This window comes from Sphingorhabdus sp., from assembly GCF_050921905.1.
Classification (GTDB): Bacteria; Pseudomonadota; Alphaproteobacteria; order Sphingomonadales; family Sphingomonadaceae; genus Sphingorhabdus_B.
On record NZ_CP050888.1, the window covers coordinates 845,793 to 864,752 of the forward strand.

Consider the following 18,960-nt stretch of genomic DNA (forward strand, 5'->3'; position numbering starts at 1 on the left):
GACCTAAATAGCGCTTAGACCGCAACAGGCGCGGAAATATGAGCCTGCGGATGATAATCGACGACCTCGAAATCTTCGATACGATAGTCAAAAATGCTATCCGCGGTGCGCAGTAGCTTTAGTTTAGGGGCGCCAGACGGTGTCCGCGACAATTGCTCTTCGACCAAGGGCGCATGGTTGAGATACAAATGCACATCCCCACCCTGCCAGATTAGTTCACCCGCTTGATATCCGCACACCGCTGCGAGCATCCGCGTCAGCAATGCCGCGGAAAATGCGTTAAAGGCAAAGCCAAGTCCCAAATCGCACGAGCGTTGGAACAAGATGCAGCTTAAAACACCATCGGCGACATGAAACTGGTATGTTTTGTGGCAGGGCGGCAGTGCCATTTGGTCCAGTTCGGCAACGTTCCAACCTTCGATGATATGTCGGCGTGAACCCGGATTGCTCTTCAGGCTCTCAACAAGCTGGCTGACCTGATCAATGCCCTTTTCAGCCCGGCGGAATAGGCCGTTTTCTGCGGCCTCGTAACGCGGCCAATTCACCCATTGCGCGCCATAAACAGGTCCAAGGTCGCCCCATTTTTCGGCGAAATCGGCATCATCGATTATGCGTTGTTCAAAATCATCTTGCGAAATATCTGTGCCGGTTTCGCGGCGGTAGCGGTCCAACGGCCAATCGGTCCATATCTTGACCTTTTGTTCCAGCAATGGCCGGATATTGGTGTTTCCCGTCAGGAACCACAGCATTTCACGCGCTGCCGTCTTCCAATAAACCCGCTTTGTCGTCAGCAACGGAATGGCATCGTCGGTCAGCGAAAAACGCATGGTCGCACCGAACAGTGCCTTCGTCCCGACGCCCGTCCGATCGCGCTGAACGGCACCAGTTTCCCAGATTCGGCGCATCAACGACAGATATTGTTCTTCATAATGTGGCATATTGTGCATGTGCTATCGCTAAGCGCCGCGTAACGTTTTTGCAACCTTGCCCATATCTTATTGTTGGGCGCGCTTTGTTGGCAAAATGGGCGGTTGCATGCCGGCCACGCGACATCAGCAAATATAACAAAGAAGTAACGTGAACTTAGCCATTGGCGCAACAATTGTTCACAATTCTTGCGTTGGGACAGCATAAAATTGCACTTATTGCGGCGCTTCGTTCCGTGGCTGTCTCATGACCAATTCCGGATAATATATCGGCTTTGACATGCGGCACTTCAAGGATTTGTCGATGACGCAGCCAAAATTGTTAACATTGACCGTCGGATTGTTAACCGAAGTTGGAAACGGAATAGCATTATTTTGTCCCGCAAAGAGCGGGCATGATTGAGATACCGTTTTCTAAGCGCCCCAAAGCGCGCAAAAGCGTTCTGCGCAGAGCGGCGTTGCCCATGGCCGTCGCTGCTTTAGCGGCGGCGCTTGCATTGCCGCATGTCGCAATGGCGCAGACCTCTCAAGCCGCTGCATCCAACTTTTGCGCAGACAGTGCTGTTTCGCTCGCCTTTGGCAATAACATCCGTGTTGAACCTGGCGCGGGACCAGTAAGTTTGACAAAGGCCAGCGCAATCTTAGGTGGCACCATAAGCAAGTTGGAGCAAATGCGCGCCATTCAGGCTTCCGGTCCATCGATTGCCGCTGCCGTTACGCCCAATAAAACAATAATCTTATCCGAATGTTCCCGCGAGCGCGCCATATTTGCCGCGCCGGGCGTTACTGCGACCGCCGTCGCCAAAGATGCGGTCTTGGGCGCGCAATCGGTCCTCATCGCACGCACACCTTTTGATAGTGATTGGGCAGCGGTCCAGCACCCGAATGTTGCCAGCATTCAAAATGCGGTGGCGAAATCTGGCGCACGCAGTGCCATTGATAAGCTGCAACAAGTGCAAATGGTCAATCGGTGGATCAACCAGAATGTCGCTTTTGGTGACGATCAAATTGTATATGGGCGCGCTGACTATTGGGCCCCGGCGAGCGAAACATTGCGCCGCGGCGTTGGTGATTGCGAAGATTTCGCCATTGCCAAAATGGATATGCTGGCTGCACTCGGCGTGGCGCGTGCGGATATGCGCTTGATTATCGCCCGAGATCTTGTGCGCAACGCGGACCATGCTGTTCTTATGGTGCAGCTAGATGGCGGGTCTGTCATGCTCGACAATGTAACTGATCGCTTGCTTGATGGTCGCGCACCCAATGATTACCGCCCGATCATGTCGTTCAGCCAAAACGCAAAATGGGTGCATGGGTATAATGTGCAACAGCACAATGCGCAGGTTCGCTTTGCGGCATTACCGACAGCGTCTAAACCATAGATTGTTGCATTAACCGCTGAATTTGAATTGCCAATGAAAGTAAACACCGCTTAGCGTTCCGTTAGTGCTTCCGAGCTTGCTTTGATTACGGGCTTCAAAATGTAACGCAGAACGCTTTTACGTCCGGTCATGATTTCCACATCGCAAATCATGCCTGGCGTGATCGGCAAACGCTTCCCGGACTTGAGCAAATAGGCGCGATCCGTTTCAACAATTACGGTGAAGTAGGCCTGGCGTTCAACCTCGTCATATATACTGTCGGCCGAAACCTGCGCCACGCGACCCGACAAGCCGCCATAGATTGAGAAATCATACGCCGTGACTTTCACATTTGCGCGGTCACCAATCTTTATAAAGGCGATGTCGCCAGGGGCCACGCGGGCCTCAATCAGCAATTTGTCGCCCATCGGCACAATCTGCATGATTTTCTGGCCAGCATTTAAAAATCCGCCGACAGTTGTCACCTGAACATCGTTGATGACACCCGCTACGGGTGAACGGATCTCGGTGCGGCTCAAGCGGCCTTGTGCGCCGCGCATCGTTTGTTCATTCACCGCAATTTTCGTGTTGATCTGCGACCGTTCGTTCAGCGCATCCTGACGATATTGGAATTGCGATTCCGACATTTGTGCTTGTGCTTCGCGGATCGCGGCGATGGCACGCGATGCGCCCTGACGCGCTGCGTCCAATCGTCCACGCACATCGACAAGCTCGCGCTGCGCCGACAATAATTCGGTTTGCGGCACGATATTTTTCTCTGCCAGCGGACGGATCATGTTCACTTGATCCTGCGCCAATTTGAGGCTCGATTCCAAAGATGCAATCGTGGCCTGCGCTTCGCCCAGATCACGTCGACGTTGTTCAACAGCCGCCGACAACGCCCCTACCCTGCTGCGTTGCGCGGATTGCCGTGCCGCTTGCAACCGTGCTTCATCAACGCAGCTTTCACCAACGCAACCATCGGCGCCACCGGTTTCCCGGTTCAAACGCGCGGCACTTGCCGCCAAACGCTCGGTTTCTGCTTGCAAGGAACCCAGCTCAGACGACGATGATGTGTCGTCAAAACGTACGAGCAACTGACCTTTTTTGACGGCCTGTCCTGACCGGACAAGAATGGCTTCAATGGTCGAAGGTTCAGCGGCTTGCACCAACTGCACCTTGGACGACGGGATAACCCGACCCTGCCCACGTGTGATTTCATCGACTTGCGCAAGGCTCGCCCACAAAATGAAAAGCGAGAACCCAACCGCACTAAAAAATATAATCCGTTCGCTGGCATTTAATTGCGCGAACCATAAGCGAAATTTCATTGTGTCGCCTCCACGGCGGGTAACTGAGTTGTGGCGGGTATATTGGCCTTTGCGGCGCTTTCGGGGCCCATCTTCATGGTCAATCGCCATGTTTTGCTGGTGTCAATTCTGCCGCCGATATCATTGTCTGCACGGCGGTCAGACACATGTTTAGCGGGCGTCAGGACATTTTCGACCCCCAGTTCCGCGTCCGCATCAATAGCGATATCCGCATTCATATTGGCTAGGCTTGATACCGGAGGAATATACTCGCCGCCGCGATACACACCGCTAAAGGCAACGCGCCTGCCCCAGTTGCCGGGCCATCTGTAAAAAATATGTGCGCCCATTTGCGTGATTTTGTGCAGTTTCGGTGCCCAATAAGGCGAGACATAATTGGCATGATAATGGGTCGCCATGCCAACCGAAGACGTTACCGTTCCTGCAAGGACCTGCTCGGCCACCTGCCGTGCCTCGGCCCACGCCTTGGCACCTGGCGCGCGGAGTAATGAGCCATCGCAGGCAAAGCTGAACTGGCAACCTGGCCTGTTGCTGCCTTGGTAGATCACGCCGCACACCGACTTTGGAAATGCGGGATGACGCATACGGTTAAGAATGACCTGCGCCACGGCAAAGCGGCCAGCGACAGGTTCAAAGCCAGCTTCATAATAGACCGCTTGAGTCATGCAGCGCAGAGCCTTTTCTGCATCGGTCAGGCTCTTGTCCGTCAGGTAAAATGGCTTTGCAGTTTCAATCGGGCCTTTGCCCAAGGGGATTACCGCGTTCAACATTTCCGCAGCTTCACCTTCGGCAGCGACATTGGTCTGGTCATACTGCGTCACTTGCGTCAAAACAATCTGCTCCTGCGTAAAAGCAGGTGCAGGAACCTCGGCTGACGCATTCGGCAACAGGCGGCCATATACGTCCTGCCAATCCACATTGGTCACCAAGAGTGCCATAGCCAGACTGAGGCCAATCAGGACCAACACGACCTTGCCAAGACCGCTTTTGCCGGGTGCAGTGCCGCGCGGTGGTAAATCATCGCTGACGACGACCGCTGAGGCTCTGGGAGGGTCATCATGCATCATGCCGCAACCCCCTTCGCCATCGCTTGCGCCATAATCTGTTCACGCGGGCCATCGGCAACGATTTTGCCGCGATCCATAACGATCAACCGGTCACATAAAGACAGCACGGCATGCCGATGCGTCGACACGATCAACGTCTGCCCCGGATAGATCGCGGTTTTCAGCAGCTCGACAAAACGCATCTCTGTCCGCATATCCATTGCGCCTGTAGGTTCATCAAGAAACAGTAGCTTGGATGGCGCTGCCAACGCGCGGGCGAGCACCAGAAATCCGCGCTGACCACCAGAAAGATTGCGGCCCCGTTCGCCAGTGCCTCGGTCAAAGCCACCGTCATCACGGCCCAGAAATTCGTCTGCGCCTACACGGCGCAACGCATCGATCAGAGCCTCATCGTCGGCATTTGGCGCGCCCATCAACAAATTGTCTTTAATCGACCCGCTGAACAATTCGGCATCTTGCCCGACAAAGCGAAGCTGCGAACGCAAGTTGATCGGACGATATTGGCGGTTGTCCAACCCATCAATGAGTATCGATCCAGCGTCAGGATAATATAACCCACAAAGCAGCCGTCCCAAGGTCGACTTGCCAGAGGCAACACGACCGATGATGGCTATCTTTTCGCCAGGCTTGATTATAAGATTCAGCCCGGAAAGTGCCTCGCGATTGCTTTCCGGATAGGAAAAGCTCACGTCATCGAGCCTGATATGGCCTTCACGCAAAGTCGGGACGACGCTTCGGCTGCCGAACGAACGCTCGTCATGCTTGTCCATCAATCCGCCAAGGCTGTCGAGCACAGTCAATGCTTGCCGCCCGCGCGTCATCAGGAACGCCAATTGTCCAGCGGGAGCCAATGAGCGCCCGGCGAGCATGACGATCGCGATAATCGCGCCCATCGAAATCTTGCCAGCATCAAACATATAAAATCCGCCGATAACCAGCGCGATGCTTGTCACTTGCTGACACATATTGGCCAAGGTCACGGCGGTCGCGTTTAGGTGCCGCAAACGTTCTTGCGTCTGCGCGCTCATACGCGCAAGATTGCGCCAACGCCCAATTACGCGGCCTTCTGCGGCAGTGGCCTTTAGCGTTTCGGCACCGCTGATCGCTTCGACAAGCAAGCTGTGTTGCAAGCCCGCATCTGCTTGTGCGTCGAGCGTCGCGGCAATCATTTTGCGTTGCAGGATATGACCTGCAAAAAACATAATCGCAATGATGACGACGGGCACCATCGCCAACCAGCCAGCCAAAATCGCGATCAAGCCGACAAACACCACCAAGAACAAGATATCTACCAAAAGAACAGCCGTCGTGGAGGCAAAGAAATCGCGCACAATTTCGAATTCAGACACCCGGCGGACCATTCTGCCGGTATCACCAGTGCGCCCCGACAACGGCATGTTTACTAACTTGCCGAAAATCTTCTCGGAAAGCTTTAGGTCCAGCTTGCGGCCCAATTCATCCAGCAATGTCGAACGCGCCATGCGCAAGGCAAAGTCAATTGCGAAGGCCAACAATACGCCAATTGCCAGGACCCAAAGGCTAGACACAGCGCGGTTTGGAATGATGCGATCATACACATTCATCGAGAATAAAGGCAGCGCAAACGCCAATATGTTGATGATGAAGGCCGCGCCAAAAACAGGGTAAAATTCAGGCTTCAGCTTGCGGAGTTCCGACCAGAACCAGTTGTCACGTGACGTCTTTGGTACGTCAGAGTCATCTATCCCGCGCGCGCGTACCGCTGCACCGCCGACATGGATGGCCTGACCGACATAGACGGAATCTACCTCGGCCGTGTCCGTCCAAACCGGCTCTGGCGCGTCGGCTTTCCATAACAGGACTTGCTCCTTGGCCGCCTCGTAAATGATCGCCACGCTGTCATCATTAAGGCGGATCAAAGCGGGTAGCTGGTGCGCCTTTGTCGGCAAGCGCGCGCCGTGAATGGGCGCGCAGGACAGCCCAGCGAGTTCAATCGCATGTTCGGCCTGGTGAAAAGGCAATTGCCCGTTGCCGTTTAACGGCAACGTCAAAAACAAGCTCTCCGGATCCGGGAGATCGTTTTCACGGGCAAGCCTTTTGACCGCCGCGGCTATTGTATCGGGTGCAATTTCTCCGAAAACAGCGACCGCGTCGGCCAATTTGGTATCTAAACGACTATGCAACTCTCTACTCCAAACTGGGCGATGCCCCACACCGCACTCAACGTGGGTAACGTCTACGCTGCAATTCTGCGGGTGCTGGCGGACCATAATCGAAGCGTGCTCTTGCCGACGCTTCGGCGCCCTGCGGTGCAGCCATATTCATCGACGCCAACAGTTTGTTGGTCGACGCTAACACCCGGTATTCCGCAAATTGTTCCGCAAAACTTGCGGTATCTAGGCGGACCTGAACATTGTAGCGGGTGTTCTGCGCGTCGAGCACATCAAGCAACGAACGGCGTCCGACGTTAAACTGCTCACGATAGGAAAGCAGCAAATCATCGCTGACTTTGCTTTGCGTGGACAATTCTTCGCCAACCTTGCGCTGCGTAGACATGCTGTTCCAAGCACTACGGACGTCTTCTTCGGCAAAACGACCCAATTCATGCAGGCGGAAACGTGCCTCGCTCGCGCGGCGGACCATTTCTTGATACTTCGCGCGATTTATGCCGCCGTCAAAGATGTTCCAACGCAGGAAAACGCGCGCTTGAACGTCATTAGTCTTGCCTGCAAAGCCATCAATGTCTTCGCCCACACGACCACGGGCATCGACGCCAATGGTGGGATACAAGTCGCCCTTGGCCTTTGACGCCATTGCATGGGCGGCATCAACGTCGGCAGCCGCTTCTTTAACCCTTGGGTTGTTCTGTCGCGCTTCGGCAACAGCTTCGCCCAAAGTCGGCGTGATGGCTGTTCTAAGCGATTGCGGCATGGAAGCGCCCGTCACAGTCAAGCCTGTCAACGTCTGCAGCTTGATCTGCGCGTTCACCAATGCTTCTTCAGCTTCAGCCTTGCGGACGATTGCAGCTTGCAAGCGTTCTTGCGCCTGTTGCTGATCCGCAATGCTGATGGAGCCCTGCTGGACGCCCTGCCCTAAATCACCGACAAGATTTTGGTGAAAGGTCACATTGTCATCGGAAGCCGCAGAAATGCGCTGTTGCAACAAGATGTCGAGATATTGCCGCGTCACGAGCAAAGCGATGTTTTCCGAACGCTCCGCAACGCGCAATGCTGCGCCATCGGTTCGTGCCGCTTGACGCGTCAGCTCTCCACGACGGCGACCGAAGTCAATCAACGTCTGCTCGGCAGTTATGCCGGCTTCGAGCGGATAAAGTGTGTCGTCTTCAATACCCAATGTTCGCCGGGTTGGATTTTCAAGGCGGCGAATCCCTGCCGAAGCTTCGATATCTACGCGGGGCAGATATAGGCCCTGCGCTTGTTCGCGTTCAAATTCGATGGCTTCCTTGTTCATGATCGCCTGATTAATCTCAGGGCTGGTCTCCAAGGCAGCGGCAATCGCTTGGTCAAGCGTCAGAACGCCTGAATTGTCGGTCATCGTTGCTTGCAGCGCTAACCCCGTTGCCACAGTTGACTGCGCAACATCGGCTTCGGCAAATTGCGACATTGTCACAAATTCAGCGTCGCCCGCAGCAGGTGCTCCAATTTCGATAACAGGTTCAACCGCCAAATTTGGGACGAGCACAGATTGTGCCGTCATGATTTCTGCGATTGCCACCTCAATGGAAGGAATGGCAGTGGTCACAACCTGGCCGACGATTGGTTCAGCCTGATTGGTGGTGGCCACATTGCCCGATGCGGCAAAGGTGACAGATGAAAGCGATGCCACCGATACGGTGAACATTAAAATAGTGCGAGTGTTCATTGTTCTTCTCCCCTCAATTACTTGCCGTGATTTCAACGCGGCGGTTTGTCGGATTGCGTTCGCCATCGGCGGTCGAAACCTTTGGTTCAGCTTCGCCGCGACCGCTCACCATCAGCGCAGATGCGCTCAGGCCAGCGGCCTGCATTCTGGCGGAGACTGCCTCAGCGCGGCTCTTTGAGAGGGCGTCATTATAGCTATCGGACCCGGACCGGTCAGTGTGTCCAATGATGCTAAATCTATTCCAGCCACATGCCGCCTTGTTGGCCGTGACAAAGGCGATGGTCTCATCTGCATTTACCGGCAAGACGATCGAGTCCCAGTCAAAAAACAAGGTAGCGGCAAGCGCCGAGTCACATGTCGGCGAACGGGTCGGAGGAACAGGTGGCGGCGGTGGTAAGGGCATCGCGACGACTGGCTCTGGAACAGGCGCAGTCATCAACCGGTGATATTTCTCACACCGCGTCAGGCTTTGGTTGTCACGAATCGCGTTTTTCAAAAAGCCAGTGGCAATGCCGCACCAGGCCTTTGCTTCGGAGGCATACATGTAAGTGCTGCCAAGCGATGCAAGAACCGCCGGGTTCGTCGTTGCCGCGAGCGCCTCGTCATAACGCCGCTCAACCTCGGGACGCAAATCCCGGACTTCCATAGACGTCAAATCTAATATTTGTGCGGAGGCAGGAAATGCAACGCTAACTGCTGTTCCAGCCACCAATGCCTTTATCAAAGACCGTTTCATACTGTTTTTCTCCGAAGTATTTCTTGTTTCTTATCCGTTACTTATCATTGCCATGTCATAATGATGCGCGCCTGACAGATCGTTGCTGGCCAACGCTGCCAACTGGAAAGCATCAACCCCTTGGCTGAGGATGCCCGCCAGCAGTGCGCTGTCATTTGCTCCGCCACCTACGTCATTTGCTGGCGCACCCAACGCAGCGGTGAAGGTGCCAATCAGGCGATCCACCATCAAGTCTGGCATAGCCTCACGCAGCGTATCTTCGATGGGGAGCGGTAGAGCCGCATTTTCGCCTGCACCTGCCGATGCCGAAAAGGCTGCGATATCCAGCATGCTGTGCATGACCTGATCACCGCCACCAAAGGCGACAGCAAAATTGCCCTGATCGTCGGAAACCGGATCGGCTTTATCCTCAAGCAAAGCGGAACGCTCGGCCATCGGCGCATCTTGGAAGCTGCGGGCAATATCTGCTTCTTCGGACGGACGTAGGCTGCTGGCGACGTCATGCGGGCGTTGAGCGAAGTCGTGCGTGAGTTCGAAAGCCAAATCGGATACAAAAGGCGCTCCGCCCGTTGACGCAAGAGAAGCAACCTCATGTCCAATGCCTGGATTTTCGCTGACGAGCGCGCTCAATTGGTCCAGATTTCCATCGGGCATCGCAGCCGCATTTTCCTCAATGGCAAGGCCAACAAGTGCCGCCGCAATAACCGACGTGGTTGCGTTACTTGTCCGGATTTGGTCGGCGGACCGGCTTACGACAGAAGTCGTGCCATTTGTCGCGAATGCGGCATCCGCGACAATCCCCGTTGAACCATCGGCCTTGGCATAGACAGATTGCCCGGCAACACTGACGCTGCCGTTTGCAGCGGAATAAGCGATGCCATCCGAGACCAGGCCAATGCTAACAATGCCTGCGTCCGAAAGGCTGCGATATTCGCCAGCATCGGTAACACCATTGCTGTTCGCATCCTGCCACACGCCGAATTTGGCAAAATCGACATCGTTTGCGTCAAGGACACCATCGCGATTGCTATCATAATCAGCCGCCAACCCTTGGAGATCGGTAAGGCCGTCGCGAGCAAAGACGATTTCCGAGCCGTCGTTGACGATTCCATCACCGTTGCGGTCCAGCGCCAGCAACCCGTCATCCGAGCCAACCCAAGCCGTGCTTTCGGCACTGCCATCGCCGTGATAGTCGAAGGTTACGCCAGATGTTATGCCGAGGAATTCAACGCCATCGCCGTCGAGGTCGAGTGCGATAGGTGGTGTGGAATTGGCAGTAATCGACAGGTTGCTAAGTGCAGTTACATCGCCATCGGCATCGATGACTTGCACCGGGATGGTAAAGGTCACAGGATTATTGGTCAGCGTCGTCGCACCGAAATCACCGATCTGGAAGGTGTCGCCCGATTGATAGCTATATTCGACACTGTTATACCCATTGGCCGTGAATACCGCGATAACGGTGCCTTGCATGCTGGAACCGGACTCTCCGGCTACACCGCCTATGGTTACAGAGCCGTCAGCATTTTGGATTACGGTGAATGATCGCCCGTTCACTGTATAATTGACAGAGCTTGTTGTCGGGATGATGACCCCGCTCGAAACGCCCAAATAAGCGATGGTCATTCCGTTGATCGTGTCTTTTACGCCATCGCGCACGACATTGTTGCCGTCTGGATCATCAAAAGCTGTAATCTTGACGGAAGACCCACCACTCGATTTGAACAGGGCGCTTGCACCATTGACCGTATAATGGCCGTCAAACACATGGTCACGGTTTCCTGCTGTACCATAATCGCCTGCGCCATCTGCAGGATTTCCACGAAGATCGGTAACAAAATCAACGCGGAACGTCTCTGTTGCTCCGACAGATGCACCCCCGCCAATGCCGCCGGTGTTGGCCGTAGAATTGATAGTACTGCTTGGCGCACCGTTGACGGAGGGCGTCAATAGCAAGTCTTTGCTGTTGTTATCTATCGGCGCACCGACAGATTCTGCCAAAGGTATAAATTCAGACCAGCTATTGTTGCCGCCCACAAAATTATACAGACCATTGTTGAAATCGATAATCGCTGTAGCGTCTATCTTGCCATCCATATCCACGGAATATTGCGAGGTTGCCGTATTCAACGTGACGGTGAATATCGTGGTGGCACCTGCTTTGCCCAGCAATTGGTTACCCACCACTGTATAGATGATTGGTACGAAGTTGGAAGTCAGGCCGCTGTTCAGACCATTTAGAGTAGGCGAGAATTGCACTGATCCGCCATCTGCGCCAAGATTGTTGGCAACATTGCTATCAATATCTAATGAACCAAATACTGGCGCGCTTGCTCCGTTGATAACAACGGCTGCTGCAGGAGAAATTGCCACCGGCGTGTCGTCATCAAACGTAATGTTCAAAACGCCTGTATTGGTCGAGCCATCGGTGTCTGCAACGCGATAGGTCAGCGCAACAGACGCGTCATTTTCTCCCGCCACATTGCTGTGCAGTATATTGTCGACGAGCGTCACTGTGTAAGAGCCGCTGTTAGGGTTGTTAAGTTGGACCGTAAACAGCGTGCCAGTCCTGCCAGCGGGTGAAGCGCTGATGCTGGCTGTCAAAAGGTTCGTTACTGCGTTCCAGCTATATGTGACTGTTTCCTGTCCAATCGCCGCGGTTGTGCCCTGTAATTGCGCAAAGCTGATCGCGGCGATTGGATTGTCAATCGCGGTGATGTTCAGCATGCCATTGTATATGGCTTCGCTCGCACTTGCAGGAGCTTCTCCAGCGTTGGCATCAAGGTCGCCTGTGCCTCCAGCGATGCCACCCGTCAAACCATCATCGTCCAAAGTGGCCGTAACCGCCGCAGTGGCGGGTAAGTCATTATTCTCAACGAGAACGTTCAGGGTTGCCGTCGCAGTATCGCCGTCGCCATCAACTATTGTGTAGTTGAACACTTCCGTTCTATCCGCAGGGACATTACGCGGCGGCGTGTAGCTCCACTGGCCCGTTGCAAAGTTGAAGCCGAACTGGCCACCAATTTCGGTAGCAACAAGAATGCTTGTTATGCCATTTATGACGGAGCCACCGTTTGATGCCGTAATCTGCGAACCAGCCCCGGTTACACCATTCCACGTATATACAGGGTCATTAGCCGCCGCAGTCGGGACGGTAATTGACAAAATCCGGCCGCCGTCAGTGCCAAAATCATCATTCACGTCGAGATCGCCAGTTATGGCTGTCGGCGTGAAAAGCGCAACAAGGGTGTCAATCAAATCGTCGAAATTCGCCACCAAAATTGGCGTGCCGACGCCATCGACGTCAATCTGTTGCAAATTGCTGTTGTTGATTCCGTTACCAACGCCGATAGCCGTAACATTGATGTCATTGTTGTTGACAAAGCTGTTCCACAGCGGACGAATGGTGTCGTTGAGTGCTTGACCACTGCCACCCAGATTTTCGTTCGGGTTACCGTCACTAAGGAAGAATACCTCATTATCAGCGGTTTCATCCGCCGCATAGTTCGCCAGCAATGTCGTAATGGCGGCGCTGAAGTCGGTCGAGGCACCGAGCGCACCGCTTGGGCGTGTTCCACCCGTCGCCGGGTTAACTGAGTCCAAATAGGTGTTTGCTGCCGCAGCGGTTGTGAAAGTCGTACTCGCCATTGCATCAGCAGCAAACAGCACGAATTTGACTGAGACGTTGCCTCCTGTTGAGCCAAATAACGCGTTGATCGCAGCCTTGACCGCGACAAGTTGGGTATTCAATTCCGTGTTGTCGATGGAGCCTGAAAAATCGATGACGAACGCTGTGTTGAAATCCTTCAGGATTTCGTTGGTTGTTCCCGATTCTCCTATTGCTGCCGGACCATCATCCTCGAACTTGAACAACTGCGACACATCTACTGAATCGTTCGACTGGTCGCCATCGCTATCCGTCAACGTTACCCCGAGTGACAGGGCACCGGCATTCATCATCGCTTCGCTGGGCCCATTTTCATCATGGTTTGTGCCGTCATTATGTTCGACAGCCCGGAATTGGTTGATCGTCGATACGCCAGTTGCCGGGTCAATTGCGATGCGGAAAGATACCGCTCCGCCGTTGCTTCCAACGCGGCCCTCTACGGTGGTCGCGTTGACCGCAACCAGAACGATGGTGCTGTTGGTTACCGAGTCCAAAAGGCCCGAGGTCGCGTTGTTTACAGTGAGCGCATAGACTCGCGAAGCTTCGCCATCCGCGCCGGCATTTCCCGAAATCAGACTGACGATGGATCCTGAAGCAAAGCCGATGGCCGAAGGCGCGGCACCAATGAGCATTTCGTCATTATTCTGGCGACCGCCTTCATTCTGGATAGAACCAGTAATGCCGAGTGATTCATCTACAATAAGCAATGTGCCCGACGCGGCAAAGTCGATTGACGGCGCATCATCCTTGAACGTCAGCGCATTGGCGATGTTCGCCGTAGCACTGGCGGTATCGCCGTCGCCATCGGTCGAGGTCGCCGTTAGCGTAATCAGGTTCGCTGCCGACAGGGTCGTTGACTGGTCAGGACCCGAGTTGGGCGCGTGCACAACGGCGCGCTGTTGATCTAATGTGACGGTGCCCGATCCGTTCACTGTAACGGTAAAGACGAGCTCATTGCTAACCGCAGTGCGGCCTTCAACGACACTGCCATTAAGGAGGAGGTTTACCGCTTGGCCTGTGGCTGTATCCACAAGGCCGCTTGGACCTGCAACAACGCCAAGCGTATAGGCGGTCGCGCCAGCACCATCGGCGCCATAGTTGGTGGTAAATATATCTGCAAAGCTTGTGCTCGCATCATCGCCAAGAACCGTCTCGTCAACTGTCAACGTTGGTACCGCACCATTGGCCGTCACAACTGTTGTATCGTCATCAACATTGACGACCAGCGTTCCGTTAGCAGCATCACCATCCACGTCAGTTACCGTGTAACTAAGTGTGAATGGCGCGTTGTTTTCATCGCCGCCTGCTGCATGCGCGATAGGGGCATTTTGCGTCACAGTGTAAGCGCCCGAAGCGCTATTTAGCGTGACGGTCAGGACAGTGGTGCCTCCTTGCTGTACAAGAACGGAACCAGATGGTCCTGCCACATAGCTGAACCCTGCAGGTGCCCCCGTCAGTTGGTAGGCAAAGGTCAACGCTCCATCGCCGCCACTGCCGGACAGGGTTCCCGCGACATTGGCTGCATCCGCATCATCGCCAGTGCCGCCGGGGTTGCCACCAGCAAGGGCGTCGTCGTCCAGCAGGACAACAGCATTGGAGCCAACAACGGGAGCAGCGTCAGCAATATTGATGGTCAGCGTCGCAGTCGACGTGTCACCATCTGCGTCGGTAATCGTGTACGTGAATACATCCTGCACATTGCCGGGTGTGCCATCATTTCGCGTATAGCTGTAACCGCCGTTCGCATTCATCGTCAGGACACCATAAGTGCCAGCCGTTGAACCACCGACCGTGCCAGCTACCGCGCCAGTGATTGCGGTAACCAGAACGGCGTCCGCGCCTGCGGTATCTTCGCCGCCATCATTTTCGGAGTCGGTGATGACATTGCCAGCCGCAGGCAAATTGCTTCCCGCAGCAATGATGTCCGTATCGTTCACGGCCGCAGGCACATCGTCGATAATCCGGACCTCAACCTGATCGGTGTCGGTTGAACCATCGGTGTCCGTTACCGCAACGCTGAATATCTCGGTGATGAAGTTCTCATTATCGGCATTTGCATGCGCGCTATTGTCGGTCAGCACATAGCGGTAACCAACCGTGATCGCTGTCGCGCTGCCATTTGCAGGCGCAGAAAGCGCGGTGATCGTGAACGTACCAAATGCATTGGTGATCGTCTGACCAACAAAAGTCTCCACGCCGCCAATCTTGATCGAGGCGATGCCATCAACCCCATTGACCGTAAATGTGCCATTTTGCGTCAGCGCGGGGGTATTGGGTGATGAACCATCTAACAGATCATCTTCATCCACAATCAAATCAGGACCTGAAACATTCAGGCCATTGATCGTGATCGGGTCATCGCTGCCGTTGATCGTCACGGTCAATGTCGTGGTTGCAGTATCGCCATCGCCATCGGTAATATTGTAGGTGAATATTTCCGTCAGGCTATCGTCGCCATCAAGGCCTTGAACCACAGCATTATCGTTGTTCAGCGCATAGCTATAGCTGCCATTTGCGTCCATCGTCAGCGCGCCATAAGCTCCGGCAAGCGCCGAGCCGACCACACCAGCATTTGCGCCAAAGGAGAACGCCGTCAGGGATACGCCGTCCGCACCTTGCGTGTCGGCAACACCGTCGGTGCTGTTGGCGTCAGCTACATTGGCACCCGTTATGACGTTACCGTCGGCTACCGTGGGACCATCTTCAGTCACACTATCCACGTCGGCGCGCGCCGAAGGCACGTCGTCGATAATATCGATAACCAGCGTGCTAGCTGTCGCGTCACCGTCTTGATCGGTGACCACCACAGCAAAATCATCAAAGGTCGTGTCACCCGCAGTGTTAGTCGTCAGCGTGTAGCTGTAACCAATTGCGCCATTGGCGATGCTGGTCACCGTCAATAGGCCGAAGTTGCCGACGAAGATCTGACCTACAGAAGTCACAGCCTGACCGTCGAGTGTCACTGTGGCGGGCCCATCGGGCGCAGTGAAGGCGATTGAACCGCTGGTGGTTTCGTTCGTGGAATCGGCATCCGAACCATTAGCTAGGCCTGCCTCGTCAACCAATGTCCCAGCTTCGCCTGCGGTAGGCAAATCAAGTGTCGTTGGGCTGTCAGCGATGCTGATGGTCAAGGTCGCAATTGCGATGTCGCCATCACCATCGATCAGGGTGTAGGTGAACACGTCCGATACGCCACCTTCGGTACCTGCATTGCGGGTATAAATGTAGCTGCCATCGGCGTTAAGCACGAGAACACCATAGGTGCCTGCTGTGGGACCGCCGACGTCGCCTGCCGTGCTGCCCATCACCGTGGTCACTTTTGCACCATCTGCGCCTTGGGTATCGACCCCGCCATCGCCTTCTGCATCCGTGATGACGTTGCCGGTCACAGGACCATAAGTGCCAGCAGCAATTGCGTCCGCATCATCGGCAGCGCTTGGGACATCGTCCTGAATCGCGATAACGAGGGTATCGGTGGCGCTATCACCGTCACTGTCCGTGACTATGACGTTGAAGCTATCAGTGGTCGCATCACCCGATGTATTATCGATCAACGTGTAGCTGTAGCTATAAACCCCTTCTGATACTGATACTGTCAATATGCCCGAAGCGCCTGAGACAGTTCCACCAGCGGTGACGTTTACGTTGTTGATGACAAGTGATGCCAACGCATCGCCGCCAGTTGCAATTGCGATCGTGCCGCCTGTGGTTTCGCTATTTGAAGTTGCGTCCGATCCAGAAGGAAGTCCCGCCTCCGCAACCACATTTTCGCCGTTAACTTCGACGCTTGGAAGAGAATCCTCAAGCAGCGAAATTGTGACGGTTGCGGTGGATGTGTCCCCGTCGCCATCGGTGATTGTGTACTGGAATGTAACCACGCCTTCTTCACCCGACGCGGGCGTGTAAGTGAAAATACCGTTATTGCCATAAGCAAGCGCACCTGCGCCCGTTAGCGATTCAGCCACGACTGACACGCCGGTGGCAAGGTTAACGCCGTCGGCACCAGGCGTATCGTTAACGAATATGTTAATCGAAACGGGCGCATTTTCGCCTTGCTGCGTTCCGCTGTCATTGACGGCAAGTGGCGCATCATCAACGATATTGATGATAAGGTTGTCGATCGCTACATCACCATCAAGGTCGGTAACCACAACGGGAAAGCTGATCGATTCACCATTTGTGTTAAGCGTATTGTCGTTCAGCGTATAAACATAGGTGATGCTGCCAATGCCCGTCACCGGATTATAGGCATAAGCAGTGACAAGCAGCGAACCAGTGGCGTTTGAACTGACCAGCTGCGGCAAGGCACCGGGTGTTAGGACAGCCCCGGCGACGGTCACATTGCCAACGCCGTCAGGCGAATTGAACGTGATTGTCCCGCTAGTGGCTTCTGCGTTGCCGTCAAATTGCGAGCCCGATGGCTCACTGTCGCGCGCTGGCAAATGTGGCTCACGTACAATCGTGCCATCGCCAATATCTGGAATAAATGTAATGCGGTTTGGCGCATCGCCGATGTTTATGGTCAACGTGGCTGTCGAGGCATCGCCATCGGTATCGGTGAGTTGATAGGTGAACACATCGGTAACGCCGCCCGGAGTGTTAACATTGCGCACATAGCTATAGCTGCCGTTCGCGCCGAGCGTCAGCGTGCCATATTGTCCGGCAATATTGCTATCAACGGCGGCAAAGCTGCCTGATGCACCCGCGCGGAACCCAGAAATTGCTGCGCCGTCGGCGCCTAGCGTATCGGCCCCTGTCAACCCGCTGATTGTGCCCGCACCCGTCAGAACATTGCCAAGCTCTGGCCCGAATGTACCGCCTGCGAGGCTATCTATGTCATTACGCGCTGTTGGAACATCGTCCGCAATATTGATGGTCAAACGCGCTGTAGCAACGTCGCCATCTGGATCGGTAAGGCTTACCAAAAACACATCGGTCGTCGTATCGCCTGAAGTGTTGTCCAAAAGGCGATAGGTGTAGCCAATTTGATCACCGTTAAGCGCGCTCAGCGTCATAACGCCAAGCGGCGTGGTGATCTGCTGTCCTGCGGCGCCGGTGACAACTACGCCATTGATTGTAATGGACGCGATGCCATCTGGCGAGGTGACGAAAATTGTGCCTGTCGTGGAATCTGAACCATTGCCAGCAGCCGAGCCGGGGCTTTCGACATTACCGTTCGCCCGCGTTCCGGGCAATCCGGTTTCGTTGACATTGTCAATGACATCACGTCCCGCTGGACCGCCGTCCTGAATAACGACATCCGGGTCGCGATCAACAAGCCCTGGCACCAGCTCGCGCTCTTCGGGTTGGGGGAATGCCAACTGGGTTGGCGGTAATAAATCACCTAATGCAAATGGCTCACCTATATCGCCCACACTATCGGCAAAGTTGCCGCCCGAGCTTTGCGGCAGCCCAGCCGCTGGCTGCGGTTCTTGTCCAGCCAATAGCGCCGCAAAGTTAAGCGCCGGAATGGCTACGCCGTCCACCACGATCTGCGGTACAATAATGGCACCATCGGGAACAATCATCTGCGTGCCATCTGGCATCTGGATAACCAAGTCGCGCCCAACAACTTTGATATCATCAAGCCCAACGCCCGCAGGCAAAACAAGCTGACCATCCGCCGTCAACGGCATGATGTTTCCAGATTGAAGTGCCAAATGCAGCAATGCAGCGCCTTCCAAAGAAGCCGAGGCATCCGCACTCACCAGGCTGGTTACGTCCAAACCATTGGCGATATCGCTGTTCTTAAAGTCCATCGTACGTTCCTATGCAAAATGTTGCTATCGTGCCGGCTGGGCACGGTGCGTGCTTGGTCATTGGCGAACGGCATGGCCCACAGAAACCTGTGAAAAATTCTGTGCCAGAACAAACGCAGACGCCTGTGCTCCGACAATATACAGTGGCCATGATGCCCTTATCCTAATCTGTGCAAACCCCAGGCTCGACGACTCGATCTGTCAGGTTTGCCATTCCAGTGGGCGACCCTAGAATGGTTAAACTGATTCGTT

The 18,960-nt window shown here is 54.6% G+C and carries 8 protein-coding genes; 1 reads left to right on the forward strand and 7 read right to left on the reverse strand.

Going from position 1 to position 18,960, the window contains the following annotated elements; all coding sequences use genetic code 11:
- Positions 1–14: 14 nt before the first annotated feature.
- The gene (gene thyA, locus HEQ18_RS04095) at positions 15–947 is read right to left on the reverse strand and encodes a thymidylate synthase (protein ID WP_432815618.1); all 933 of its coding nucleotides are present in this window, start codon (positions 945–947) and stop codon (positions 15–17) included.
- A 374-nt stretch (positions 948–1,321) separates the two neighbouring features.
- On the opposite strand from thyA, the gene HEQ18_RS04100 reads away from it, so the two are divergent.
- Complete coding sequence (locus HEQ18_RS04100; RefSeq protein WP_432815619.1) at positions 1,322–2,308, forward strand: transglutaminase-like cysteine peptidase; 987 nt, start codon at positions 1,322–1,324, stop codon at positions 2,306–2,308.
- Between the two features lie 50 nt (positions 2,309–2,358).
- On the opposite strand, the gene HEQ18_RS04105 is transcribed toward HEQ18_RS04100, so the two are convergent.
- Genes HEQ18_RS04105 through HEQ18_RS04130 form a run of 6 tightly spaced genes read right to left on the reverse strand, consistent with a single transcriptional unit; the run spans position 2,359 to position 18,708 of the window.
- Positions 2,359–3,618, reverse strand: a complete 1,260-nt coding sequence (locus tag HEQ18_RS04105; protein WP_432815620.1) for an HlyD family type I secretion periplasmic adaptor subunit — start codon at positions 3,616–3,618, stop codon at positions 2,359–2,361.
- Positions 3,615–4,685 (reverse strand): cell wall hydrolase, encoded by a 1,071-nt coding sequence (locus tag HEQ18_RS04110; protein WP_432815621.1) that lies wholly within the window; start codon positions 4,683–4,685, stop codon positions 3,615–3,617. The genes HEQ18_RS04105 and HEQ18_RS04110 overlap by 4 nt, the downstream gene beginning before the upstream one ends.
- Positions 4,682–6,847 (reverse strand): type I secretion system permease/ATPase, encoded by a 2,166-nt coding sequence (locus tag HEQ18_RS04115; RefSeq protein WP_432815622.1) that lies wholly within the window; start codon positions 6,845–6,847, stop codon positions 4,682–4,684. The genes HEQ18_RS04110 and HEQ18_RS04115 overlap by 4 nt, the downstream gene beginning before the upstream one ends.
- A gap of 37 nt (positions 6,848–6,884) precedes the next feature.
- Positions 6,885–8,546 (reverse strand): TolC family protein, encoded by a 1,662-nt coding sequence (locus tag HEQ18_RS04120; protein WP_432815623.1) that lies wholly within the window; start codon positions 8,544–8,546, stop codon positions 6,885–6,887.
- A 13-nt stretch (positions 8,547–8,559) separates the two neighbouring features.
- Positions 8,560–9,282, reverse strand: coding sequence for an OmpA family protein (locus HEQ18_RS04125; protein WP_432815624.1), 723 nt, complete (start codon positions 9,280–9,282; stop codon positions 8,560–8,562).
- A 30-nt stretch (positions 9,283–9,312) separates the two neighbouring features.
- A complete protein-coding gene (locus HEQ18_RS04130) occupies positions 9,313–18,708 on the reverse strand; it encodes a DUF5801 repeats-in-toxin domain-containing protein (protein WP_432815625.1) in 9,396 nt (3,131 codons plus the stop codon).
- Positions 18,709–18,960: the final 252 nt, after the last annotated feature.